This is a genomic window from Stenotrophomonas sp. STK17_22 (assembly GCF_051983905.1).
Classification (GTDB): domain Bacteria; phylum Pseudomonadota; class Gammaproteobacteria; order Xanthomonadales; family Xanthomonadaceae; genus Stenotrophomonas; species Stenotrophomonas maltophilia_A.
In genome coordinates this window covers 4,809,406-4,830,339 of sequence record NZ_CP197010.1, presented here as the reverse complement: position 1 = coordinate 4,830,339, position 20,934 = coordinate 4,809,406, and the positions used below count along the sequence as shown (strand labels likewise).

Genomic DNA, 20,934 nt, shown 5'->3' with positions numbered 1-20,934 from the left:
CGTTGGTCGGCACAGAAGTGCATCCACGCATGGCGTGGATCTACTGTGGTTGCGGTCACATTCCCGGAATCGGCATCTCAATATCGCAACGCGCTCGCCGTTACCGGCAAGGACCTCAGTCGACATCCCGTCGATGCAACCTTCCGGAACGCCCATGCACAGCGACCACGCCGAACGACTGCCCGAACCCGCCAGTGAGTTGGCCGAGGGTGGAGCAGGCGAGGGCGTAACCTTGCCGCCGCAGGAGGCGCTGCTGGATGACACCGGAACCGGCGAGGCCACCGTCGACCTGGCGCCGCCGCGTCATCGCCTGCCGCAGATCGCGCTGCCCGACAACGTGGTGCTGAAGGGGGCGGTGCAGAAGCTGGTCGAGCAGAAGTCCCGGCTTGATGCGCTGGCCGCCGACGGCCAGCTGGCCGGGCTGCTGCCACCGGAGTGGCAGGGGCACGGCGTGCGTGCGATCGAGCTGTCCACCTTCATCCAGGGCGTGCTGCCGTTCCTGCAACCCGGCGAACGTGGCGAAACCGCGCCCGCGCGCCTGCCGGTGCGCCACGTTCTGGGAGACGACAGCCGCTGGGGCCTGGAGGATGTCGCCGAACCGAAGTCGCTGGCCTGGTACCTGGCCAGCGACGAACGCGCCACCGCTGGCAGCAAGGACGTGGCCGAGGCCTATCTGGTGGGTGCGCTGGGACTGGCGTGGATGCAGGAAGGGCGCAGCCGCCCCGGCTTCCTGCGCGCGATGGGGCAGGACAGCCTGGCCGCGCGGGTGACCATGCTCGGCTACCCGCCGGCCAACGAACTGGCGCTGTACAGCGTCACCGCGCATGGGCAGCAACAGATCTGGTGCGTGCATGGCCGCCGTCGCATGCGCCCGCTGGTGGCGCCGTGGCTGAGCGTGCCGGTGCTGACCGCGTATGGCGTGCCGGCGCCGGTCGCGTGGCCGTCCAGTTTCCCGCCGGTGGAGGCCGTGGCCGAGCTGCTGGCGACCGCACGGCAGGGGCGCGCGCTGCCGGAAGTGGACCTGGCCAAGGCGGTGGCGAAGATCGCCGAGGACGCTGCCTCTGAAGCCTGGCAACCGGTCAGCCTGCTGCAGCTCAATACCTGGTCACCGCGTTGGCATTTCTTCCTGGGCACCTTCGTCGGCCTGCCGTCGCTGCTGCTCGTGGCGGCGGCGCTGGCGCTGCCGGGGGCGGTCGAAGCAGCCACGGTTGCGGCTTCCCTCGGCTTCGCCGGTGGTGCCATCGCGGCGCTCGCGGTGCCGTGGATCCATGCACGGCGCAAGCATCTGAGCTGAAGCATGGATGCCATCCGCGCGTGGCGTAGATCTACGGGAGGCCGGGCGCCGCGGTCTGCAGCTGCTGCCGCGCCCGCTCCATGGCAGTCTGCAATCTTTGCTTGAGGACCTCACGGGAGGGCAGCGTGGTCAGGTACTCCGCAACATGGATGCCTGAGCGGTCCAGCTCCAGCAATTCAATCTGGCCCGCCTTCTTCCCTGTGCAGAGGATGATGCCCAACGGCGCCTGCTCGCCGTCCTCACGTTTGTACCGGTCCAGCCAGCGCAGATAGAGTTCCATCTGTCCCTTGTAGGCCGGCTTGAACTCGCCGATCTTCAACTCGATGGCAATTAGTCTGCGCAGGCGCCGGTTGTAGAACAGCAGGTCCAGGTGGAAGTCATCGCCGTCGATCTGGATGCGCTTCTGGCGGGCGACGAAACTGAAGCCCGTGCCAAGTTCAAGCAGGAAGCCCTGCATCTCGCGAAGGATCGCGGTTTCAAGGTCCTGCTCGTCCCAGCTGTCCTTGAGGCCAAGAAAGTCCAGTACGTAGGGATCACGCAGTACCAGCCCCGGAGACAGCTGCTGGTTGCCGCGCAGTGCCGCCAACTCTTCGGCGATGGTCTGCTCTGGCTGACTGGAGAGTGCCGTGCGCTCATACAGCATCGAATCGACGCGCTGGCGCAGCGTACGTACACTCCAGCCCTCGGTGGCGGCCATCTGTGCATAGAAGTCGCGCTTGAGTGGGTCCGCCAGTGGGATCAGCGCGATGAAATGGGTCCAGCTCAATTGTCGTATCAGCGATACGACAATCTACTCGTCTGCAAATGCGATGGAGAACTGCACCATCCGGCGCAGGCTCTTCTCACCGAAGGATGTGCCGAACTCGGCAGACAGCGCCTTGGCGATCCGGGTGAAGAGAACCTCGCCGTAACGCGCACGCTGCCCCGCCATCTGGTCAACATGGATGCGACGACCGATTCGCCAGTACAGCAGCGTCAACTCGGCGTTGATGGACCTGTGCATCCTGCTGCGCGCTGCGCAGATCAGCTCTCTGAGATCGGCCAGCAATTCCTGGCCATGCGGCGACGTTGAACGCGAGTCATCCATGAGGGAGCCCGTTCGATGTGGATGGCCGGGCTGATACCCGTTGAACGTTTACCGTCCGGCCGCACACGTGAGCAGTCCAATAGGAGAATTCACTGGATCAGCCCGTTTCGATACACCAGCCTGGCGGAAACGGGCCGTATCGGGCCAATGCGGAAATGCTGCTGGGCGAGGGCGACACTTCAGGACGGGATCTGCGGAAGGTGAATGCGTCCGATGGCATCGTTCGCGGTCGGTCCGCAGTCCGCCAAGAAGCGGGTCCCGTCAGATCAAAGGGGGCGGACGACAATCGCCCAGCCACTGTTCCGCTACCGGCCGGGGTCGGCACCCGCGACTTGGGGCCCAAAACGACTTAATCCCCTCCGTCCCCTTTTTCTTTCAGACGCCTTCGCCCATCCGTTCCAGGCCTTCGCCGGCCAGGCGCAGGATCAGCTTCTCCAGCACCTGCTCTTCCTCTTCGCTCAGCACCGACATCAGTTTGCGGGTGATCTCGATCACCATCGGCGCGATGGTCTCGTAGACCTCGAAGCCGGCTGCAGACAGGGCAAGCACCGAGCGGCGGCGGTCGTCACCGTGGGTCTCGCGCTTGATGAAGCCGCGCTCCAGCAGGCGGGCCACGGCACGGCTGACCGCCACCTTGTCCATCGCCGTGCGGTCGGAGACCTCGCTGGCCGAGGAGCCCGGGTACAGCGCCAGGATGGTGATCACCCGCCACTCGGGAATCGCCAGACCGTAACGATCGCCGTATAGCTTGGCGATGTTGCCGCTGACCCGGTTGGACAGCACGCTCAGCCGGTACGGCAGGAACTGTTCCAGGTCGAGCAGGACGTGCGAGGAACGCAGGCGGGTCGAAACGGGATCGGCGGGGCTCATGTTGCGGTGCACCTTGCTGGTGGTTTCAAGTGTAACTATAAGGGGTAGGTCCAGACCCTGCATTCTCGCCGGGTCCCTACCTGCCCGCACCTGGTTTGTACCGATGCGGTACCGATTCGGAGCCACGCCATGAATACCGCAGTCCCGACCGCCTCGCACCCCAACCCCGGCATGCAGGTCACCACCTTCGAGAACCCGATGGGCATCGACGGCTTCGAGTTCGTCGAATTCGCCGCCCCGGCCGGCCGTGGCCAGGAGCTGCACGAGTACTTCCGGAAGATGGGCTTCAGCGCGGTGCTCAAGCACAAGCAGCGTCCGATTACCGTCTATCGCCAGGGCGACGTCAACTTCCTGGTCAATGAAGACCCGGATTCGTTCGCCTCGGACTTCGCCGAAAAGCACGGCCCGTGCGCCTGCGGCTTCGCCATCCGCTTCAAGAAGCCGGGCCAGGAGGTCTACCAGACCGCGCTGGGCAACGGCGCCGAAGCCATCGCCTTCAAGCCGGACAGCAAGGCGGTCAGCGCGCCGGTCATCAAGGGCATCGGCGACTGCATGCTGTACCTGGTCGATCGCTACGGCAGCGCCGGCAGCATCTATGACGGCGACTACGAGCCGATCGCCGGTGCCGACCTGCACCCGGTGGGCTTCGGCCTGACCTTCATCGACCACCTGACCCACAACCTGTACTTCGGCAACATGCAGCAGTGGTCGGACTACTACGAGCGCCTGTTCAACTTCCGCGAGATCCGCTACTTCGACATCAAGGGCCTGAAGACCGGCCTGGTGTCCAAGGCGATGACCGCGCCGGATGGCATCGTGCGCATCCCGCTGAACGAATCGTCCGACCCGAAGAGCCAGATCAACGAGTACCTGGACGCGTACAAGGGCGAGGGCATCCAGCACATCGCCTGCTTCACCGAGAACATCTACGAGACCGTCGAAGCGATGCGCGCGCAGGGCGTGGACTTCCTCGATACGCCGGAGACCTACTTCGACGTGATCGACCAGCGCGTGCCGAACCACGGTGAAGACGTGCCGCGCCTGGCGAAGAACAAGATCCTGATCGATGCCGATCCGGAAACCCACCAGCGCAAGCTGCTGCAGATCTTCACCCAGAACTGCATCGGCCCGATCTTCTTCGAGATCATCCAGCGCAAGGGCAACGAAGGTTTCGGCGAAGGCAACTTCACCGCACTGTTCGAGAGCATCGAGCGCGACCAGATCCGCCGCGGCGTGCTGTAAGGTCAGCAGGCAATGTCGGCGTCCCGCCGGCAGTGCCTGTCCGAATGGTCGTGCCGGCCGCTGGCCGGCAATCTCTGGAGTTCCCATGTCCCCCGCCATCACCGCCCGCGGCTACCAGTCCGGCTTCGGCAACGAATTCGCCACCGAGGCCGTCGCCGGCGCGCTGCCGGTCGGGCAGAACTCGCCACAGAAGGTGGCCCACGGCCTGTACGCCGAACAGTTGACCGGCACCGCCTTCACCGCGCCGCGTGGCAGCAACCGCCGCAGCTGGCTGTACCGGATCCGCCCGGCGGTGACCCATGGCGAGTTCACCCCGTTCGCGCAGTCGCAGCTGCAGTGTGATTTCGGCGCACAGCCGGCTTCACCGAACCAGCTGCGCTGGAGCCCGCTGCCGCTGCCGGAGCTGCCGACCGATTTTGTCGAAGGCCTGTACACGATGGGTGGCAACGGCTCGCCCGATGCGCATGCCGGCGTGGGCATCCACCTATACGCTGCCAACCGCGACATGGTCGGCCGCTACTTCTACGATGCCGATGGCGAGCTGCTGATCGTGCCGCAGCTGGGCGGCCTGCGCCTGCTGACCGAGCTGGGCGTGATCGAGATCGAGCCGCAGCAGATCGCGGTGATCCCGCGCGGCGTGCGCTTCCGCGTTGAACTGCCCGATGGCCCGAGCCGTGGCTACATCTGCGAGAACTACGGTGCGCTGCTGAAGCTGCCCGACCTCGGCCCGATCGGATCCAACGGCCTGGCCAATCCGCGCGACTTCGAAACCCCGCACGCGGCGTTCGAGGATGTGGATGGCGATTTCGAGCTGATCGCGAAGTTCGAGGGTCGCCTTTGGCGTGCATCGATCGATCATTCGCCGCTGGACGTGGTGGCCTGGCACGGCAACTACGCGCCGTACCGCTACGATCTGCGTCGCTTCAACACCATCGGTTCGATCAGCTACGACCACCCGGATCCGTCGATCTTCCTGGTGCTGCATTCGCCCAGCGACACCCCGGGCACCAGCAACATGGACTTTGCGATCTTCCCGCCGCGCTGGCTGGTGGCGCAGAACACGTTCCGCCCGCCGTGGTTCCACCGCAACATCGCCAGCGAGTTCATGGGTCTGGTGCATGGCGCCTACGACGCCAAGGCCGAAGGCTTCGTGCCGGGCGGCGCGTCGCTGCACAACTGCATGAGCGGCCACGGTCCGGATGCACCGACCTTCGACAAGGCCTCCAATGCGGACCTGTCCAAGGCCGATGTGATCAAGGACACGATGGCTTTCATGTTCGAGACCCGCGCGGTGATCCGCCCGACCGCGCAGGCCTTGGCGGCCGGCCATCGCCAGGGCGATTACCAGCAGTGCTGGAACGGGCTGCGCAACAACTTCCGGTCGTCCCGCTAGCTTGGTGGGTGCCGACCTTGGTCGGCACGGATCCTGATCGCATCCACGCCATGCGTGGATGCTCTCCGCCGGAACCTGCGCTTACGCCACCTCCGCGAACGCGTCGCAATGCTCCAGCGGCAGCGCTTCCAACAGGCGCTGGCGTACGCGCTGGCAATAGCCGTCCGAGGTCAGCCCGGGCAGCATCTGCATCGCCGACTGCAGCCGCTGCAGCACCTCGTCTTCCGCACGCGCCTGCTGCAGGTCGCGGAACAGTGCAGCCGCCTGCGGGTGGCGCTGCATCTCCAGGATGCCCAGCACATAGATGCGCGCGGCCACCAGCGAGCGGCGGCGTTCGACCGCGGGTGCAGCAAGTGCTGCAGGTGCGGCTGCCGGCGGTGTGGGCACCGGCGCTACCGCGGTTGCGGGCGACGGTGCTGGGACGCCAGTGCTCAGGTACCCCGCCTGCACAAGCTGGATGACCATCGCAGGTGCGTCCTGGCCGAGCAGGCCGGTCAGGTCATCAATGGTGCGCTGGCCGTCGCACAGGATCAGCAGCCGTCGCTGGCGCATGTCCAGCGGCGCGCGGTGGGCCTGCAGCGCGGTTCGGGCGAGATCGGTCTTGCGCGGTTGCATGGAAGGGACGGCCAGATCGGTGCTCGCCGAGCCTGAACGAAGGCGATGAAACCGCGATGACAATGCAGCGCCTGCACACAGGATGGGCTAGCGTGCAGCCACCTTCGTGCCAGGGAACCGCACCGATGAAGCACCTTCCGCTTGCTGGTCTGTTGCTCCTTTCGCTCACCGCCTGCGGCGGCCAGGACAAACAGGGGGCGGCCGGCAGCGGCAGCGATACCCCGGCCGAAACCGCCTCGGCGACGGGGCCCGCGCAGTCGACGGATCCTGATCTGGCAGCCCGTCCAGCCAATGACCGCCGCGAGGACAGTCCCGCGCACCTGGAGGGCTTCGCCGGCGCGAAGCTGGGCGCCGGCATCGCTGAGGTCCGCAGTGGCTTCGGCGCGCCGTTGCAGGGGCTGGGCACCGATGCCAGTGGCAAACCGCTGCCGGCCGACGACAGCAACGATGGCTGCTATTTCCTGCGACCGCAGAATGCCGAAGACCCGCGCCTGATGATCGAGGGCCGCAAGCTGGTGCGCTACGACGTGCGCAGCGCCGACATCATCGCACCGGGCGGCGGCAAGGTCGGCATGACCCTGGGCGAGTTGCAGGTGCTGTACCCCGAGCGCGGCGACGTCGGCCCCGACAAGTACGACGAGAAGGCCCAGCACCTGCGCGTGCGTCCGGCGCAGGAGGGTGGGGCGGTGATCGACTTCGCGCTCGGTGCGGACGGTCGGGTCGGCGCGTGGCGGGTCGGGCAGACCCCGCAGGTCGATTATGTGGAAGGCTGTGGCTGATCCTTGATCTACGGCCCAGCCATGCGCGCGGGGCCAGCGTAGAATCGCGCCACGACCGCTGGGGGAGTGCTCGATGATCGCCATTGCCATTGCCTGGTTCCTGCTCGGCCTGCTGCTGCTGGCGCTGGGCGGGGACTCCATCGTCAAGGCCGTGTCCGGCCTGGCGCAACGCTTCGGGGCCAGTCCGTTCACGGCTGGCCTGTTGCTGCTCGGCGTGACCACTTCGCTGCCGGAACTGGCGGTCAACGCGCGCGCGCTGGCGGTCGGTCAGCCGGAGCTGGCGCTGGGCAACGCGGTGGGCAGCAGCATCGTCAACCTGGGCCTGACCCTGGCCGTGGCGGCCATGGCTGCGCCACTGCTGCTGCGCGCGCGCCTGCAGACGGTGCTGTGGTGGTCGCTGCTGGTGGCCGGCGTGCTGCTGATCCTGTTCGGGCTGGATGGTGGCCTGGCACGCTGGGAGGGCGGCGTACTGCTGGCCGGCTTCATCGTGGTGCAGGTGCTGCTGCTGCGCCGTGGTCGCAGCGAGAGTGCGGAGGTGCAGGCAGCCATCGCCGAGTCCGCACTGAGCCGCACCAGCCTGCCGTTGAATGTACTGCGGGTGCTCATCGCCGCGCTGGCCCTGTACTGGGGCGCACGCCTGGTGGTCGGTGCGGCAGCGGACTTCGGTACTGCACTGGGTTGGACGCCGCTGCTGGTCGGTCTGCTGCCGGTCGCGATCGGTACCGCGCTGCCGGAGGTGGCAACCGCGATTGCTGCCGCACGCCGTGGTCATGGCGACATGGTGCTGGGCCACGTGCTGGGTTCCAGCGTGGTCAACCTGTTGCTGGTGATTGGTGCGATGGCCGTACTGCAGCCGCTGGCGCTGCCGGCCTCGTTCGTGCGCCTGGAACTGCCGGCGCTGCTGGCCTTCGCACTGGTGCTGTACCCCATGCTGCGCGGCGACCTGAAGATCAGCCGCGGCGAAGGCGCGATCCTGCTGGTCGCGTTCGCGGGCTGGTTCGTGCTGGAGCTGCTGCTGGTGGGTGCACCGGCGTTGTAGATCCACGCTCTGCGTGGATGCGGTTGGTTCCGTGCCGACCAAGGTCGGCACCCACCGGTCACCTCGCCGATGATGCGGTAGCTGCCAACCTCGGTTGGCACTCGGGGAAACAGAGCGCCGACCAAGGTCGGCCTCTACCGGGCATTGCGGTCGGTAGATCCACGCCATGCGTGGATGCGGTTGGCTCCGTGCCGACCAACGGTCGGCACCCACCGGTCCACCCACCGATGATGCGGTAGCTGCCAAGCTTGGTTGGCACTCGGGGAGCAAAGCGCCGACCAAGGTCGGCCTCTACCGGGCATTGCGGTCGGTAGATCCACGCCATGCGTGAATGCGGTTGGTTCCGTGCCGACCAACGGTCGGCACCCACCGGTCCACCCACCGATGATGCGGTAGCTGCCAACCTTGGTTGGCACTCGGGGAGCAAAGCGCCGACCAAGGTCGGCCTCTACCGGGCATTGCGGTCGGTAGATCCACGCCATGCGTGGATGCGGTTGGTTCTGTGCCGACCATCGGTCGGCACCCACCACCGGTCACCCGGTGGGTGCCAACCTTGGTTGGCACTCGGGGAGCAAAGCGCCGACCAAGGTCGGCCGCTACCGGGCATTGCGGTCGGAAGATCCACGCCATGCGTGGATGCGGTTGGTTCTGTGCCGACCAACGGTCGGCACCCACCGGTCAACCCACCGATGATCCGGTAGCTGCCAACCTTGGTTGGCACTCGGGGAAACGAAGCGCCGACCAAGGTCGGCCTCTACCGGATTCACCGGTTCTGCGTGGTTTCTTCTTCCCGCACCGGTTCCGGCGGCGGCAGCTGCTCTTCAGCAGCCGGCTCGTTGCCGGGCAGGCTGGGGCGGGTTTCCATCAGCAGCGACAGCGCGGCCTTGGCCATCATGTGGGCGCTGATCGGTGCGGTGATGAACAGGAACACGGTAATCAGCAGCTCGCGCGGCTGCGGGTCCTGGCCGAGGAAGATGTGGTAGCAGACCGAGCACACCAGCACGCAGCCCACGCCCAGCGTGCTGGCCTTGGTCGGCGCGTGCAGGCGCTTGAAGAAGGTCGACAGCTTCACCAGGCCCAGTGCGCCGACCAGGATGAAGAAGCAGCCGAACAGCAGCAGGATCGACAGGCCGATCTGGATTGCGGTGATCATTCGACGATGTCCCGGCGCAGCACGAACTTGCTCAGCACCACGGTGCTGCCGAAGCCGAGCATGGCGATGATCAGCGCCGCCTCGAAGTAGATCGGCGAATTGAGGTACATGCCGAACAGCATCAGCTCGGCGATCGCGGTCACCGACAGGGTGTCCAGCGCAAGGATGCGGTCGGGCACGGTCGGCCCGCGCAGCAGGCGCCAGGTGGCCAGCAGCATGGCCAGGCCGACCACGTGCATGCACACCACCAGGGTGGTCTGGATGACTTCAAAACCGGTCATGGGAAGATCTCCATCAACGGCGCCTCGTAACGGCGCTTGATCGTATCGATCAGGTCCTGTGGGTCCTCCAGGTGCAGCACATGCACCAGCAGGAACTTGCGGTCGTCGCTGAGCGCGGCCGAGACCGTGCCCGGGGTCAGCGTGATCATGCTGGTCAGCGCGGCGATGCCGTGGATGTTGGCGATGTCCAGCGGCAGCCAGATGAAGCCCGGATGGATGTTCTTCTCCGGGCCCAGCACCTGCACGGCAACGCGGATGTTGGACATCAGGATGTCCCACAGGGTCACGCACAGCAGCCTGGGCAGTGGCCGCAGGGTACCGATGCGGGCGAACTCGCGGTCCAGGCGCGCGGCGAACAGCGGCACCACCACGCCCAGCACCAGCCCCAGCACGAACTGGCCGAGGGTGAAGCTGTCGGACATCAGCAGCCAGAACGCCACCACCATGATGCTGAGCATCGGCGAGGGAATGATGCGGCGGAACAGGGAACGCTGGGCGGTCATGGCTGGCGGATCTCCGGCGTGGTCGCGCGCAACTGCTGCACGTACTCGCTGGGGTGCAGCAGCTGTGCGGCGGTGGCGTCGGTGTAGCGCATCAGCGGTGCAGCGGCCAGGGTCATGCCGATGCCGTAGGCCAGCAGGATGCAGGCCGCGTACAGCTCGACCCGGCGCAGGCGTGCCTTGCGCGGCTTCGGTGCATCGGCCTCGACCGGCGGCACGCGCCAGAACAGGCGGATGCCACCGCGGGTCAGGCCCATGATCACCAGCAGGCTGCTGACAAGAACGGCAGTCCAGACCGGGCCGGTGTACTGCGCCGGCATGCCGGCCAGCAGCGCGGCCTTGGCCAGGAAGCCGGACAGCGGCGGCAGGCCAGCCACCGACACCGCGCCGATCAGGAACAGCACCGCCGGCGTTTCCTTGCCCGGCATCGGCGCGACCACTTCCTTGCGGTCGCTGGCGCCACCGCGGCGGCGGCGGATCAGGTCGGCAATCAGGAACAGTGCGGCGGCGGCGAAGCTGCTGTGTGGCAGGTAGTACAGGCCGGCCGACAGCACCTGCGGCGTGCCTACCGAGAAGGCGATGAACAGCGTGGCTGCCGAGACGATCACCAGGTACGAGATCAGCACGCGCAGGCGGGTCGCGGCCAGCGCACCGAGGCCGCCCAGCACCAGCGTTGCCACGCCGGCCCACAGCAGCCAGTCGCGGCCATAGCCGGCCATCGCACCGGCATCGTCGCCGAACCACAGCATCTGGATGCGCAGCACCGAGTACAGGCCGACCTTGGTCATGATCGCGAACAGGGCGGCCACGGCGGCCGGTGCGCGCGAATAGGCTTCCGGCAGCCACAGGTACAGCGGCATCAGTGCAGCCTTGGCGCAGAACACCAGCAGTAACAGGCCCATCGTGGCCTTTACCAGGGTCAGCTGCGCCGGCGGCACCTCGGCAATGCGCTGCGACAGCTCGGCCATGTTCAGCGAGCCCAGCGAGGCGTACAGCAGGCCCAGTGCGATCAGGAACAGGGTCGAGGCGGTGACGTTGAACACTACGTAGTGCAGGCCGATGCGCATGCGCAGGCCGCGGCCGCCACTGAGCAGCAGGCCGTAGGAGGCGATCAGCATCACCTCGAAGAACACGAACAGGTTGAAGATGTCGCCGGTCAGGAATGCGCCATTCAGGCCGACCAGCTGGAACTGGAACAGTGCATGGAAGTGCGGTGCGCGACGGTCCCAGCCCGAGCAGGCATGCAGCAGGCAGGGAATGGCCAGCAGCAGGGTGGTCAGCAGCATCCACGCCGACAGCCGGTCGGCGACCAGCGCGATGCCCAGCCGCGACGGCCAGTCGCCGAGCAGGTAGACGTTGATCTCACCACTGGCGGTGGCGGCAAACAGCAGGCCCACCGCCAGCACCAGCGCCGACAGCGCAGTCCAGGCCACCGCGCGCTGCACCTTGGGGCCATAGCGGCGGTGTTCGACGAACAGCGACAGTGCAGCACCCAGCAGCGGAATCAGGATGGGCAGGATCACCAGGTGATTCATGCGCGGTCCTCGCCCTGGCGCGGCAGCACGCGCTCATCCTGCAGGTCGTCATCCGGCTCGTGGGCGTCCACATGATCGCTGTGGTTGTCGCTGCGGCTGCGCATGGCCAGCACGATGCTGACCGCGGTCATCGCGAAGGCGATCACGATCGCGGTCAGCACCAGCGCCTGTGGCAGCGGATCGGTGTAGTTGCCGAGGTGACTGTCCACGCCTTCCTGCAGCACCGGTGCCTTGCCCAGCACCACGCGGCCACCGGCGAAGATCAGCAGGTTGGTGGCGTAGGACAGGAAGGTCATGCCGAGGATCACATCGAAGCTGCGCGCACGCAGCAGCAGGTAGATGCCGATGGCGGTCAGTACGCCGATCGCGGTAGCCAGGGCCAGTTCCATCAGTGCATCTCCCCGGTGCGTGCCGAACGGCGTTGCAGGTCGATCTCACCCTTGCGGGCAGTGCGGGTACGCGACGGCTTGATCGTGCCCATCATCGACAGCATCAGCATGGCGCCACCGAACACCACCAGATAGACGCCGATGTCGAAGCCGATCGCACTCGCCAGCGGCACGTCGCCGATCAGCGGCAGGTGCAGGTCGAGGTGGCCGCTGGTCAGGAACGGCACGCCGAACAGCATCGACGCGCTGCCGCTGAGCAGGGCGATCAACAGGCCCATGCCGATGCAGCGGATGTAGTCGAAGCCGAAGCGCGACTCCACCGACGCGGTGCCCTGGATCACGTACTGGATCAGCAGCGGCACCGCCAGCACCAGGCCGGCGATGAAGCCACCGCCCGGCGCGTTGTGGCCGCGCAGGAACAGGAAGATCGATACGGTAAGCGTCAGCGGGAACATGATCTGCGCCAGGTCGGCCGGCACCGGCAGCTTGATCGGCGGGCCGGGCATGATCTGCTCCGGCGCCATCCGCGTGCGCCGCAGCAGCGCATGCACCACCAGTGCGGCGATGCCGAACACGGTGATCTCGCCGAAGGTATCGAAGCCGCGGAAGTCGACCAGGATCACGTTGACCACGTTCTGGCCGTAGGCCTCGGGCAGGGCGCGGGCGAGCAGCTCGCCGGCCATGGTGTTCGGCGGCAGCGTCATCGCCGAATAGGCCAGTGCACCCAGGCCGGCGCCGGCGATGATCGCGATCACCGCATCGCGGCGCTTGCGCCAGCGCGGCCGCTCCGGCCCGGACTGCGCGGGCAGGTAGTTCATGCCCAGCAGCATCAGCACCAGGGTCACCATCTCCACCAGCAGCTGGGTCAGGGCCAGGTCCGGCGCGGACAGGAACACGAAGGTCAGCGCCACCATCAGGCCGACGCCACCGACCAGCAGCACCGCCAGCAGGCGCTGCTTGTAGACGCGCAGGGTGGCGACCGCGCAGGCCATCATCACCAGCCACAGCGCCCAGCCCAGCAGCGGAATCGGCTGCGGTGCGGTCCAGTTCGGCGAGGCCGGGTTGGCCACGAACGGCGCGGTGGCGACCACGATCGCCACCAGCACCAGGCCCAGCAGCATGCGCTGCAGGCTGCCGTTGGCGATGCCGTTGGTCAGGCGCATGGCCAGCGCGGAAACCGCATCCAGCTGCGCATGGAATACGTTGCGACCGGTGCTGACGTTGGTTACGCCGTGCAGGTTGATCAGCTTGCGCAGGCCGAAGTACAGCGCCACGCCACCGACCACGCCGATCGCGCTCATCGCCAGCGGCAGGTTGAAGCCGTGCCATACGGCCAGGCTGTACTCGGGCATGGCGTTGCCGAGGATCGAGGCCGCAGCGGCATGCAGCACTGGCGCCACGGTCAGTGCCGGGGCGATGCCCACCGCCACGCAGATCACCACCAGCAGTTCCACCGGCACCTTCATCCAGCGCGGCGGCTCATGCGGCACGCGGTCGAGGTCGTGCGGGCCGGGGCCGAAGAAGGTGTCGTGCACGAAGCGCAGGCTGTAGGCCACGCCGAACACACCGGCCAGCAGCGCCGCGACCGATACGGCCGTTCGCATGATGCCCGGCCCGCCTGCGGTAATCGCCTCGGCGAACAGCATTTCCTTGGACAGGAAGCCGTTGAGCAACGGAATGCCGGCCATTGCCAGCGAGGCGATGATCGCCAGCGCGCTGGTGAACGGCATCAGTCTGCGCAGCCCGCCCAGCTTGCGCATGTCACGGGTGCCGGTCTCGTGGTCGATGATGCCGGCGGCCATGAACAGCGAGGCCTTGAAGGTGGCGTGGTTGAGGATGTGGAACACGCCGGCCACCACCGCCATCGGCGTGGACAGGCCGAACAGCAGGGTGATCAGGCCCAGATGGGAAATGGTCGAGTACGCCAGCAGGCCTTTCAGGTCGTGCTGGAAGATCGCGTTCCAGGCGCCGATCAGCAGGGTCAGCGCGCCGATGCCGCTGACCGTGTAGAAGAACAGGTCGCTGCCGGCCAGTGCCGGGTGCAGCCGTGCCAGCAGGAACACACCGGCCTTCACCATGGTGGCCGAGTGCAGGTAGGCAGAGACCGGGGTCGGCGCCGCCATCGCGTGCGGCAGCCAGAAGTGGAACGGGAACTGCGCGCTCTTGGTGAAGATGCCGGCCAGCACCAGGAACAGGGCGTAGGGGTACAGCGCGCTGGCGCGGATCTGCTCGCCGGCGGCCAGCACCACGTCCAGGTCGAAGCTGCCGACGATGCGGCCGATCAGCAGCACGCCACCAAGCAGCGCCAGCCCGCCGCCACCGGTGATCACCAGCGCCATGCGCGCGCCTTCGCGGGCGTCCTGGCGGTGCGACCAGAAGCCGATCAGCAGGAACGAGCTGATGCTGGTCATTTCCCAGAAGATCATCAGCAACAGCAGGTTGCCCGACAGCACCATGCCCAGCATGGCGCCCATGAACAGCAGCAGGTAGCAGTAGAAGCGGTGGGCGTTGTCCTGCTGGCTCAGGTAGTAGCGCGCATACAGCACCACCAGCGCGCCGATGCCGAGCACCAGCCCGGCGAACATCCAGGCCAGCCCGTCCAGGCGCAGGGTGAAGTCCAGACCGATCTGCGGCAGCCAAGGGACCATCGTCCGCACGACCTGGCCGTCGAGCACCGACGGGGTCAGCCAGCCGAGGATGGCCAGTCCGCCCAACGGCGCCAGCGCCGCCAGCCAGGCAGCAGTCGAGCGCGAACTACGGGGGAAGGCCGCAACAGCCGCTGCCATCAGGAACGGCAGGGCCAGCAGCAGGGGCAGGCTGGGGAGCATGCAGGGAATCCATGATTCACGAGCAGGTCAGGGAGGATAACAGGCTGCGAAATGTCGCCGAAACCCATCGAACAGCGATCAATTGCATGTAACGTCCGCTGATTCATTTTTTCTGCAGCGCAGCATCACGTTGCTGCGGTCCCTCCCCGGTTGCTCTCGGGGGACACCCTACGCCGACGCAGGGAGACCGCAGGCCCTGTCGCACAGGGGCTGCCGTCGACGGGCGGGCGATGGGGAACGGATCACCGGTGCAGGCTGGCAGGGCCGTCGTGGAGTGCGGGTGACGGAATCTGCCCGTTCAGGAAACGAGGGGCACCGTCGGCCACGGGCAGGTCAGTAGCGCCAGTCGAGCTTGCGGTAGAACTTGGCCATCACCCAGGCCGGGCCGATCAGCAGGTAGGTCAGGTCGGTCAGGAAGCTGGGCTTGCGGCCCTCGAACTTGTGGCCGATGAACTGCGCGATCCAGGCCACCACGAACACGCCCACCGCCAGCCAGAACAGGTTGTGCAGGCCGATCTCGGCCTCCAGCAGGCGGCACAGGCAGCCGAACACGAAGAACTGGATGAGCATGCCGATGCCCAGCGGGCGCGACAGTTTGTTGTAGAAGCACCAGGCGCTGAACATCGCGAACGCCGACCAGATGCCGTACTGGAACCAGGTGATCAGCGGCGGCAGGCACCAGAGTAGAGCCACCACCGACCACAGGATTGCCGGCACCGCCACCACATGGATGCGCTGGTTGATCAGATTGCGGTGGTCGTCGGAGTAGCTGGCGAAATAGCGGTCGATCGGCCGCGCAAGCTCGGTGGATGTCTGCATGCTGCGTTGCTTCCTCGGACAACGGTAGTGCCGGCCGCTGGCCGGCAATCCAGAGCATAGCCGAGTTCGCGAGGTTGCCGGCCAGCGGCCGGCAGTACCCCAGGCAACCGGCAGTAGAGCCAGGCCATGCCTGGCTGCAGGTTCGCGAGGTTGCCGGCCAGCGGCCGGCACTACCCCAGGCAACCGACAGTAGAGCCAGGCCATGCCTGGCTGCAGGTTCGCGAGGTTGCCGGCCAGCGGCCGGCAGTACCGCATTCAGAACGCCCCCAGCCAGACCGGCGGGGGGCGCAGGGCATCAGTCGACGCTGATCCCGGCCAGGCGCTGCAGCGCCTCGGCGTACTTGGCGCGGGTGCGCTCGATGATCTCGGCCGGGATGGTCGGGCCCGGGGCGGTCTTGCCCCAGTCCAGCGTCTCCAGGTAATCGCGCACGAACTGCTTGTCGTAGCTCGGCGGGCTGGTGCCCACTTCGTACTCGTCGGCCGGCCAGTAACGCGAGGAATCCGGCGTCAGCATCTCGTCCATGATGTACAGGCGACCATCGGCGTCGGTACCGAACTCGAACTTGGTATCGGCCAGGATGATGCCGCGCTCGCGGGCGTATTCGGCGGCGAACTTGTAGATGCGCAGGGTGGCATCGCGCACGCGCTCGGCCATCTCGGCACCGACCTGCTTCACCATCGCATCGAAATCGATGTTCTCGTCATGGTCGCCCACGGCGGCCTTGGTCGAGGGGGTGAAGATCGGCTCGGGCAGCTGCTCGGCCTGGCGCAGGCCGTCGGGCAGGTCGATGCCGCTGACCTTGCCGGTGCGCTGGTAGTCCTTCCAGCCGCTGCCGATCAGGTAGCCGCGGGCGATCGCTTCCACCGGCACCGGCTTCAGCTTGCGGGTGACCACCGCGCGCTTGGCGTACAGGGCCGGGTCCACGCCTTCGGGCAGCACGCTGGCCACGTCGATGCCGGTCAGGTGGTTGGGCATCAGGTGCGCGGTCTTGGCGAACCAGAAGTTGGAGACCTGGCAGAGCATCTCGCCCTTGCCCGGAATCGGGTCGGGCAGGACCACGTCGAACGCCGACAGGCGATCGGTGGCCACCATCAGCAGGTAGTCGCCCGGCGGGGTCCCTGCTGGCAGCCGCTCGCGCGGGATATCGAACACATCACGCACCTTGCCGCGATGGCGCAAGGGCAGGCCGGGGAGATCGGATTGCAACAGCGTGGTTGGCACGGGCACTCCTGGGGCGTTGTCGATACGGCTGCCCAGCGGACCCGGCGGGCCCGCTGACCAGCGGGCGGCCTAGTGTAAAGCCGTCCGGGCCCGCTGTGACGTAAAATGAGCATCCATTTCGTCGGCCGACCCCGGAGCGCCATGCGCTGGTACGGAAAACTGCTCGGATTCATCGCCGGCGCCCTGCTGTTCCGGCCCAATCCGCTGTTCGGCGCGGTGGTCGGCCTGTTGATCGGCCATGCCTTCGATTCGGACTGGTTCCGCCTGAACAAGGAGAACCCGTACCGGGAGCTGGGGCTGACCTCCGAGGCCACCGATGCCGAGGTCGAGCGCGCCTACCGCAAGCTGATTTCCCAGTACCACCCCGACAAGCTCGGCGGCGCGGCCCCCGAGCTGCAGCAGCAGGCCGAGCAGAAGTCGCGGCGGATCAACGCCGCCTACGACCGCATCAAGACCCTGCGCAAGCGCTGACCCTCTTTCCTACCGTTGCAAGGCCCGGCCATGTCCAACTGCCTCATCGCCCCCTCCATCCTGTCCGCCAACTTCGCCCGCCTCGGCGAGGAAGTCGACAACGTCCTCGCCGCCGGCGCGGACTGGGTCCACTTCGACGTGATGGACAACCACTACGTGCCGAACCTGACCATCGGCCCGATGGTCTGCCAGGCGCTGCGCAAGCACGGCGTGACCGCGCCGATCGACGTGCACCTGATGGTCGAGCCGGTGGACCGCATCATCCCGGACTTCGCCGAAGCCGGTGCCACCTACATCAGCTTCCACCCGGAAGCGAGCCGCCACGTGCACCGCACCATCCAGCTGATCCGCTCGCTGGGCTGCAAGCCGGGCATCGTGCTCAATCCGGCCACGCCGGTGGACATCCTCGACTGGGTGCTGGACGACCTGGACCTGGTGCTGCTGATGTCGGTCAACCCGGGCTTCGGCGGCCAGGCCTTCATCCCCTCGGCGCTGGACAAGCTGCGCGTGGTGCGCAAGATGATCGATGCCAGCGGCAAGGACATCCGCCTGGAGATCGACGGCGGCGTGAAGGCCGACAACATCGGCGAGATCGCCGCTGCCGGTGCCGACACCTTCGTTGCCGGTTCGGCCATCTTCAACGCCAAGACCAGTTACCAGGACGTGATCGCGCAGATGCGCGCGAATGTCGCTGCGGCACGCTGACAAAAAAGGGACGGAGGGGATTAAGCTCGCCTGATTCCCTCCGTCTCCCTTTTCCGCCCATGGCTCTGTTGAACATCCGTCCGGCCACTGTGGCCGATGCCGGCCTGATCCTGCATTTCATCCGCGAACTGGCCATCTACGAGAAGGCTGAGCATTCGGTGCAGACCGATGAGATCGGCATCGCCGAGAGCTTGTTCGGTGCCGATGCCACGGCGCGCGCGCTGATCTGCGAAGCCGACGGCGAGCCCATTGGTTACGCCGTGTATTTCTACAACTACTCCACCTGGCTGGGCCGCAAGGGCATCTACCTGGAAGACCTGTATGTCAGCCAGGAAAAGCGCGGCGCAGGCGCCGGCAAGGCGCTGCTGAAGTACATCGCACGCCAGGCCGTGGCCGAGGGTTGCGGTCGTTTCGAATGGTCGGTGCTGGACTGGAATACCCCGGCCATCGAGTTCTACACCGCCGCTGGCGCCACGCCGCAGGACGAGTGGACCGTGTACCGGCTGCAGGGCCAGGCATTGCACGATTTCGCCAACGGTTGAGGCGAAGTGCATCCACGCATGGCGTGGATCTACCCACCTGGTGTGCGCGAACCGCAACCCGGTGGCTGCGAACCTTGGTTCGCACTCCCTACGCACCAAAAAAAGCCACGCCAATCACTGGCGTGGCCTCGCTGCATGCGTGGGAGGCTGATCCTGCCTCCATCCGTCGTCCCTGCTATGGCCTTCCATTCTCCAGCAGCTGAATGACACCTGCGTGACATTCACTGCGGACAAACGGCGCATTGCTAGCCTGTGCCACCCCCGTCCTGGAAGCACCGCATGACCACCCCGCGCTGGCGCCTGATCCTCAACGGAAAATCCGCAGGCAATGACGAGCTGCGCGACGCGGTCGGTCATTGGCGTGGGCAGGGCGTGCAGCTGGAAGTGCGGGTGACCTGGGAAGACGGTGACGCCGAACGCTACGTGGCCGAGGCGATCGATCATGGTGTGGACGTGATCGTGGCCGCCGGTGGCGACGGCACGCTCAGCGCGGTGGCCGAGACACTGGCGCATCGTGAGGAGCCGGCAGATGCGTTGCCCTCGCTGGCGCTGATCCCGATGGGCACCGCCAACGACTTCGCGACTGCGGCCGGCATCCCGACCGAGCCGAAGGCGGCCTTGGCCTTGATCGGGCAGGCCACGCCGCATGCCATCGATCTGCTGCGCGTGGACGCCGATGGCACGCAATGGTGGTGCGCCAACCTCGCCAGCGGTGGCTTCGGCACGCAGGTGACGGTGGAGACCGATGCCGGCCTGAAGAAGATGCTGGGCGGGCTGGCCTACGTGATCACCGGCATTGCCAAGCTGGGGCGGATCGAGCCGATCCATGCGCGCCTGTCGGGCCCGGATTTCGCGTGGGAAGGCGACTTCATCGCGCTCGGCATCGGCAATGGCCGCCAGGCCGGTGGTGGCCAGCAATTGTGCCCGCAGGCGCTGATCGATGATGGGCAGCTGGACGTGACGGTGCTTCCGGAGCTGGAAGGTGAAGTCACCGCCACGCTCGGCCAGATGCTGAAGTCGGGCACCCAGGCCGCACTGGAACAGCTGGCAACGCGCGCGCGCCTGCCGTGGCTGCAGGTGGAATCCGAGCGCCCGTTGACGCTCAACCTGGACGGCGAACCGGTACAGGCGCGCCAGTTCCGCATCGCGTGCGTGCCGGGCAGGGTGCGGATGCACCTGCCCGTGGGCTGTGCCCTGTTGTCCGAGCCGCGCTGAGCCGGACCTGAAGTCCTACAACGGGGGGATGTCCTGCTCCTTCGCCGGGAACCCGAATGCTTCACGCTTCTCGCGGATGTACTGCGGCAGCGGCGGCCGGGCAATGCCGTGATCGATCAGCCACTGCTGGCACTTCTTCTGCCAGGGCAGCAGGTCCGGTGTGGTGATTTCCCAGTAGATGGCTTCGACCATGGCCATCCGATCGGGCGCGCCCGGTTGCGCCGATGACGGCGATGCAATCGTGGGGTCCGCACCATGCTCAAGCAGCCAGTAGGCCTGCTCGAAGCCGCCACGGCCGGTGTACCAGCTGAGAACGGTATCGGCCTGGCCGATGTTGGATTCGTTGACGTGCGCGCCTCGCTCCACCAGCAGCTGGATGTTCTTCCACAGGTTGCCGGAAATGAAAGCCTGGAACAGCAGCGTTTCGGTATTGGAGGTGCGCGTGTCCGGGTCGCCGCCATGATCCAGCAGCAGGGCCAGGTAGCGCGGATCGTCCATCTTCGCGGCATAGACCATGGCGTTGTTGTGGCGGAACGTCTCGCCGTCCAGCGTTTCAATACGCCGTGCATTCGGGTCGGCGCCGTTGTCGAGCATCGCGCGCAGGCCTTCCAGGTTCTGTGCGCGCAACGGCCACGCGATGAGCGGAATGCCATCCTGCTTCGAGAACTCCTTGTCGGGGTTCACGCCTTCGGTCTTGATCAGGCGCGTGATCGTCGCTGCATCACCCTGTTCGGCGGCGATGGCCAGTTCAAGTGCCTTGCCCTCGAAATAGCGCTCCGCGCCATGTGAAGACGTGCGCGCGCAGGCGCTCAGCAGCATCAGCAGCATCAGCGCCAGGCAGGAAAATGGCGTAAAGGAACTGTGAGGGTGACGGTGCATGTGATCCCTTGACATGGACGCGTTCGGGGGATGATAGCGTTGGCCGTGGTTATTCCAGCAGGTCCTGGATGACCGT

General features: G+C 66.6%; 21 protein-coding genes and 1 pseudogene. 9 read left to right on the top strand and 13 right to left on the bottom strand.

All coding sequences use genetic code 11. From position 1 onward, the window contains the following. Window positions 1–154: 154 nt before the first annotated feature. Window positions 155–1,294: a hypothetical protein gene (locus tag ACSYS9_RS22500; protein WP_049395603.1), complete on the top strand. Its 1,140-nt coding sequence runs from the start codon at window positions 155–157 to the stop codon at window positions 1,292–1,294. A 31-nt stretch (window positions 1,295–1,325) separates the two neighbouring features. Here the strand turns inward: ACSYS9_RS22500 and ACSYS9_RS22495 are convergent, their stop codons facing one another. From ACSYS9_RS22495 to ACSYS9_RS22485, 3 genes and pseudogenes are all read right to left on the bottom strand, one after another. Next, complete coding sequence (locus ACSYS9_RS22495) at window positions 1,326–1,937, bottom strand: PDDEXK nuclease domain-containing protein (protein ID WP_428992364.1); 612 nt, start codon at window positions 1,935–1,937, stop codon at window positions 1,326–1,328. Window positions 1,938–1,982: 45 nt separating this feature from the next. Continuing rightward, window positions 1,983–2,297 (bottom strand): annotated as a pseudogene (locus ACSYS9_RS22490) (DUF1016 N-terminal domain-containing protein); the annotation flags it as partial. Between the two features lie 459 nt (window positions 2,298–2,756). Then, on the bottom strand, window positions 2,757–3,314 hold the full coding sequence (locus ACSYS9_RS22485) for a MarR family winged helix-turn-helix transcriptional regulator (protein WP_005411341.1): 558 nt from the start codon (window positions 3,312–3,314) through the stop codon (window positions 2,757–2,759). 66 nt (window positions 3,315–3,380) lie between these two features. On the opposite strand from ACSYS9_RS22485, the gene hppD reads away from it, so the two are divergent. Further along, window positions 3,381–4,493 (top strand): 4-hydroxyphenylpyruvate dioxygenase, encoded by a 1,113-nt coding sequence (gene hppD / locus ACSYS9_RS22480; protein WP_177179486.1) that lies wholly within the window; start codon window positions 3,381–3,383, stop codon window positions 4,491–4,493. 85 nt (window positions 4,494–4,578) lie between these two features. Beyond that, the gene (hmgA, locus tag ACSYS9_RS22475) at window positions 4,579–5,886 is read left to right on the top strand and encodes a homogentisate 1,2-dioxygenase (protein WP_071227674.1); all 1,308 of its coding nucleotides are present in this window, start codon (window positions 4,579–4,581) and stop codon (window positions 5,884–5,886) included. An 81-nt stretch (window positions 5,887–5,967) separates the two neighbouring features. Here the strand turns inward: hmgA and ACSYS9_RS22470 are convergent, their stop codons facing one another. Next, a complete protein-coding gene (locus tag ACSYS9_RS22470; RefSeq protein WP_071227673.1) occupies window positions 5,968–6,501 on the bottom strand; it encodes a hypothetical protein in 534 nt (177 codons plus the stop codon). 125 nt (window positions 6,502–6,626) lie between these two features. Between ACSYS9_RS22470 and ACSYS9_RS22465 the strand changes: the two genes are divergently transcribed. Together ACSYS9_RS22465 and ACSYS9_RS22460 are read left to right on the top strand one after the other, a co-directional pair. Continuing rightward, window positions 6,627–7,280 carry a hypothetical protein gene (locus tag ACSYS9_RS22465; protein ID WP_032127152.1) on the top strand — a complete coding sequence of 218 codons (654 nt, stop codon included), beginning with the start codon at window positions 6,627–6,629 and terminating at the stop codon, window positions 7,278–7,280. A gap of 73 nt (window positions 7,281–7,353) precedes the next feature. Further along, complete coding sequence (locus tag ACSYS9_RS22460) at window positions 7,354–8,319, top strand: sodium:calcium antiporter (protein ID WP_049461231.1); 966 nt, start codon at window positions 7,354–7,356, stop codon at window positions 8,317–8,319. Window positions 8,320–9,082: 763 nt separating this feature from the next. Here ACSYS9_RS22460 and ACSYS9_RS22455 read toward each other — a convergent pair. The 8 genes from ACSYS9_RS22455 to ACSYS9_RS22420 all read right to left on the bottom strand — a co-directional run bounded on the left by ACSYS9_RS22455 (window position 9,083) and on the right by ACSYS9_RS22420 (window position 17,046). Next, window positions 9,083–9,472 (bottom strand): Na+/H+ antiporter subunit G, encoded by a 390-nt coding sequence (locus ACSYS9_RS22455; protein WP_049401677.1) that lies wholly within the window; start codon window positions 9,470–9,472, stop codon window positions 9,083–9,085. Further along, window positions 9,469–9,753 (bottom strand): K+/H+ antiporter subunit F, encoded by a 285-nt coding sequence (locus ACSYS9_RS22450; RefSeq protein WP_005411334.1) that lies wholly within the window; start codon window positions 9,751–9,753, stop codon window positions 9,469–9,471. The genes ACSYS9_RS22455 and ACSYS9_RS22450 overlap by 4 nt, the downstream gene beginning before the upstream one ends. After that, a complete protein-coding gene (locus ACSYS9_RS22445) occupies window positions 9,750–10,256 on the bottom strand; it encodes a Na+/H+ antiporter subunit E (protein WP_071227672.1) in 507 nt (168 codons plus the stop codon). The genes ACSYS9_RS22450 and ACSYS9_RS22445 overlap by 4 nt, the downstream gene beginning before the upstream one ends. Then, window positions 10,253–11,788, bottom strand: a complete 1,536-nt coding sequence (locus tag ACSYS9_RS22440) for a monovalent cation/H+ antiporter subunit D (protein ID WP_071227671.1) — start codon at window positions 11,786–11,788, stop codon at window positions 10,253–10,255. Before ACSYS9_RS22440 ends, ACSYS9_RS22445 begins: the two co-directional genes overlap by 4 nt. Next, window positions 11,785–12,177 (bottom strand): Na+/H+ antiporter subunit C, encoded by a 393-nt coding sequence (locus ACSYS9_RS22435; RefSeq protein ID WP_071227670.1) that lies wholly within the window; start codon window positions 12,175–12,177, stop codon window positions 11,785–11,787. Before ACSYS9_RS22435 ends, ACSYS9_RS22440 begins: the two co-directional genes overlap by 4 nt. Further along, entirely contained in the window at window positions 12,177–15,005 is a 2,829-nt protein-coding gene (locus ACSYS9_RS22430) for a monovalent cation/H+ antiporter subunit A (protein ID WP_071227669.1), read from the bottom strand. Before ACSYS9_RS22430 ends, ACSYS9_RS22435 begins: the two co-directional genes overlap by 1 nt. Window positions 15,006–15,338: 333 nt before the next feature. Continuing rightward, on the bottom strand, window positions 15,339–15,824 hold the full coding sequence (locus ACSYS9_RS22425; RefSeq protein ID WP_032127158.1) for an Mpo1 family 2-hydroxy fatty acid dioxygenase: 486 nt from the start codon (window positions 15,822–15,824) through the stop codon (window positions 15,339–15,341). A gap of 295 nt (window positions 15,825–16,119) precedes the next feature. Further along, on the bottom strand, window positions 16,120–17,046 hold the full coding sequence (locus ACSYS9_RS22420) for a phosphoribosylaminoimidazolesuccinocarboxamide synthase (RefSeq protein ID WP_032127159.1): 927 nt from the start codon (window positions 17,044–17,046) through the stop codon (window positions 16,120–16,122). A gap of 141 nt (window positions 17,047–17,187) precedes the next feature. On the opposite strand from ACSYS9_RS22420, the gene ACSYS9_RS22415 reads away from it, so the two are divergent. From ACSYS9_RS22415 to yegS, 4 genes are all read left to right on the top strand, one after another. Continuing rightward, window positions 17,188–17,517 (top strand): J domain-containing protein, encoded by a 330-nt coding sequence (locus ACSYS9_RS22415; protein WP_005411327.1) that lies wholly within the window; start codon window positions 17,188–17,190, stop codon window positions 17,515–17,517. Between the two features lie 30 nt (window positions 17,518–17,547). After that, entirely contained in the window at window positions 17,548–18,222 is a 675-nt protein-coding gene (gene rpe, locus ACSYS9_RS22410) for a ribulose-phosphate 3-epimerase (RefSeq protein WP_032127160.1), read from the top strand. Window positions 18,223–18,281: 59 nt separating this feature from the next. After that, on the top strand, window positions 18,282–18,764 hold the full coding sequence (locus ACSYS9_RS22405) for a GNAT family N-acetyltransferase (RefSeq protein WP_032127161.1): 483 nt from the start codon (window positions 18,282–18,284) through the stop codon (window positions 18,762–18,764). A gap of 279 nt (window positions 18,765–19,043) precedes the next feature. Beyond that, window positions 19,044–19,979, top strand: a complete 936-nt coding sequence (gene yegS, locus ACSYS9_RS22400; RefSeq protein ID WP_032127162.1) for a lipid kinase YegS — start codon at window positions 19,044–19,046, stop codon at window positions 19,977–19,979. Window positions 19,980–19,994: 15 nt separating this feature from the next. On the opposite strand, the gene ACSYS9_RS22395 is transcribed toward yegS, so the two are convergent. Then, entirely contained in the window at window positions 19,995–20,858 is an 864-nt protein-coding gene (locus ACSYS9_RS22395) for an ankyrin repeat domain-containing protein (RefSeq protein ID WP_230080636.1), read from the bottom strand. Window positions 20,859–20,934: the final 76 nt, after the last annotated feature.

What these genes read in the sequence shown, in the direction of transcription:
- ACSYS9_RS22450 (WP_005411334.1), bottom strand. Translation starts at nt 9,753, where the DNA reads ATGACCGGTTTTGAAGTCATCCAGACCACCCTGGTGGTGTGCATGCAC.
- ACSYS9_RS22460 (WP_049461231.1), top strand. Translation starts at nt 7,354, where the DNA reads ATGATCGCCATTGCCATTGCCTGGTTCCTGCTCGGCCTGCTGCTGCTG.
- ACSYS9_RS22470 (WP_071227673.1), bottom strand. Translation starts at nt 6,501, where the DNA reads ATGCAACCGCGCAAGACCGATCTCGCCCGAACCGCGCTGCAGGCCCAC.
- ACSYS9_RS22415 (WP_005411327.1), top strand. Translation starts at nt 17,188, where the DNA reads ATGCGCTGGTACGGAAAACTGCTCGGATTCATCGCCGGCGCCCTGCTG.
- ACSYS9_RS22405 (WP_032127161.1), top strand. Translation starts at nt 18,282, where the DNA reads ATGGCTCTGTTGAACATCCGTCCGGCCACTGTGGCCGATGCCGGCCTG.
- ACSYS9_RS22445 (WP_071227672.1), bottom strand. Translation starts at nt 10,256, where the DNA reads ATGACCGCCCAGCGTTCCCTGTTCCGCCGCATCATTCCCTCGCCGATG.
- ACSYS9_RS22465 (WP_032127152.1), top strand. Translation starts at nt 6,627, where the DNA reads ATGAAGCACCTTCCGCTTGCTGGTCTGTTGCTCCTTTCGCTCACCGCC.
- ACSYS9_RS22425 (WP_032127158.1), bottom strand. Translation starts at nt 15,824, where the DNA reads ATGCAGACATCCACCGAGCTTGCGCGGCCGATCGACCGCTATTTCGCC.
- ACSYS9_RS22430 (WP_071227669.1), bottom strand. Translation starts at nt 15,005, where the DNA reads ATGCTCCCCAGCCTGCCCCTGCTGCTGGCCCTGCCGTTCCTGATGGCA.
- ACSYS9_RS22500 (WP_049395603.1), top strand. Translation starts at nt 155, where the DNA reads ATGCACAGCGACCACGCCGAACGACTGCCCGAACCCGCCAGTGAGTTG.
- ACSYS9_RS22395 (WP_230080636.1), bottom strand. Translation starts at nt 20,858, where the DNA reads ATGCACCGTCACCCTCACAGTTCCTTTACGCCATTTTCCTGCCTGGCG.
- ACSYS9_RS22440 (WP_071227671.1), bottom strand. Translation starts at nt 11,788, where the DNA reads ATGAATCACCTGGTGATCCTGCCCATCCTGATTCCGCTGCTGGGTGCT.
- rpe (WP_032127160.1), top strand. Translation starts at nt 17,548, where the DNA reads ATGTCCAACTGCCTCATCGCCCCCTCCATCCTGTCCGCCAACTTCGCC.
- hppD (WP_177179486.1), top strand. Translation starts at nt 3,381, where the DNA reads ATGAATACCGCAGTCCCGACCGCCTCGCACCCCAACCCCGGCATGCAG.
- ACSYS9_RS22495 (WP_428992364.1), bottom strand. Translation starts at nt 1,937, where the DNA reads ATGCTGTATGAGCGCACGGCACTCTCCAGTCAGCCAGAGCAGACCATC.
- hmgA (WP_071227674.1), top strand. Translation starts at nt 4,579, where the DNA reads ATGTCCCCCGCCATCACCGCCCGCGGCTACCAGTCCGGCTTCGGCAAC.
- yegS (WP_032127162.1), top strand. Translation starts at nt 19,044, where the DNA reads ATGACCACCCCGCGCTGGCGCCTGATCCTCAACGGAAAATCCGCAGGC.
- ACSYS9_RS22435 (WP_071227670.1), bottom strand. Translation starts at nt 12,177, where the DNA reads ATGGAACTGGCCCTGGCTACCGCGATCGGCGTACTGACCGCCATCGGC.
- ACSYS9_RS22455 (WP_049401677.1), bottom strand. Translation starts at nt 9,472, where the DNA reads ATGATCACCGCAATCCAGATCGGCCTGTCGATCCTGCTGCTGTTCGGC.
- ACSYS9_RS22485 (WP_005411341.1), bottom strand. Translation starts at nt 3,314, where the DNA reads ATGCAGGGTCTGGACCTACCCCTTATAGTTACACTTGAAACCACCAGC.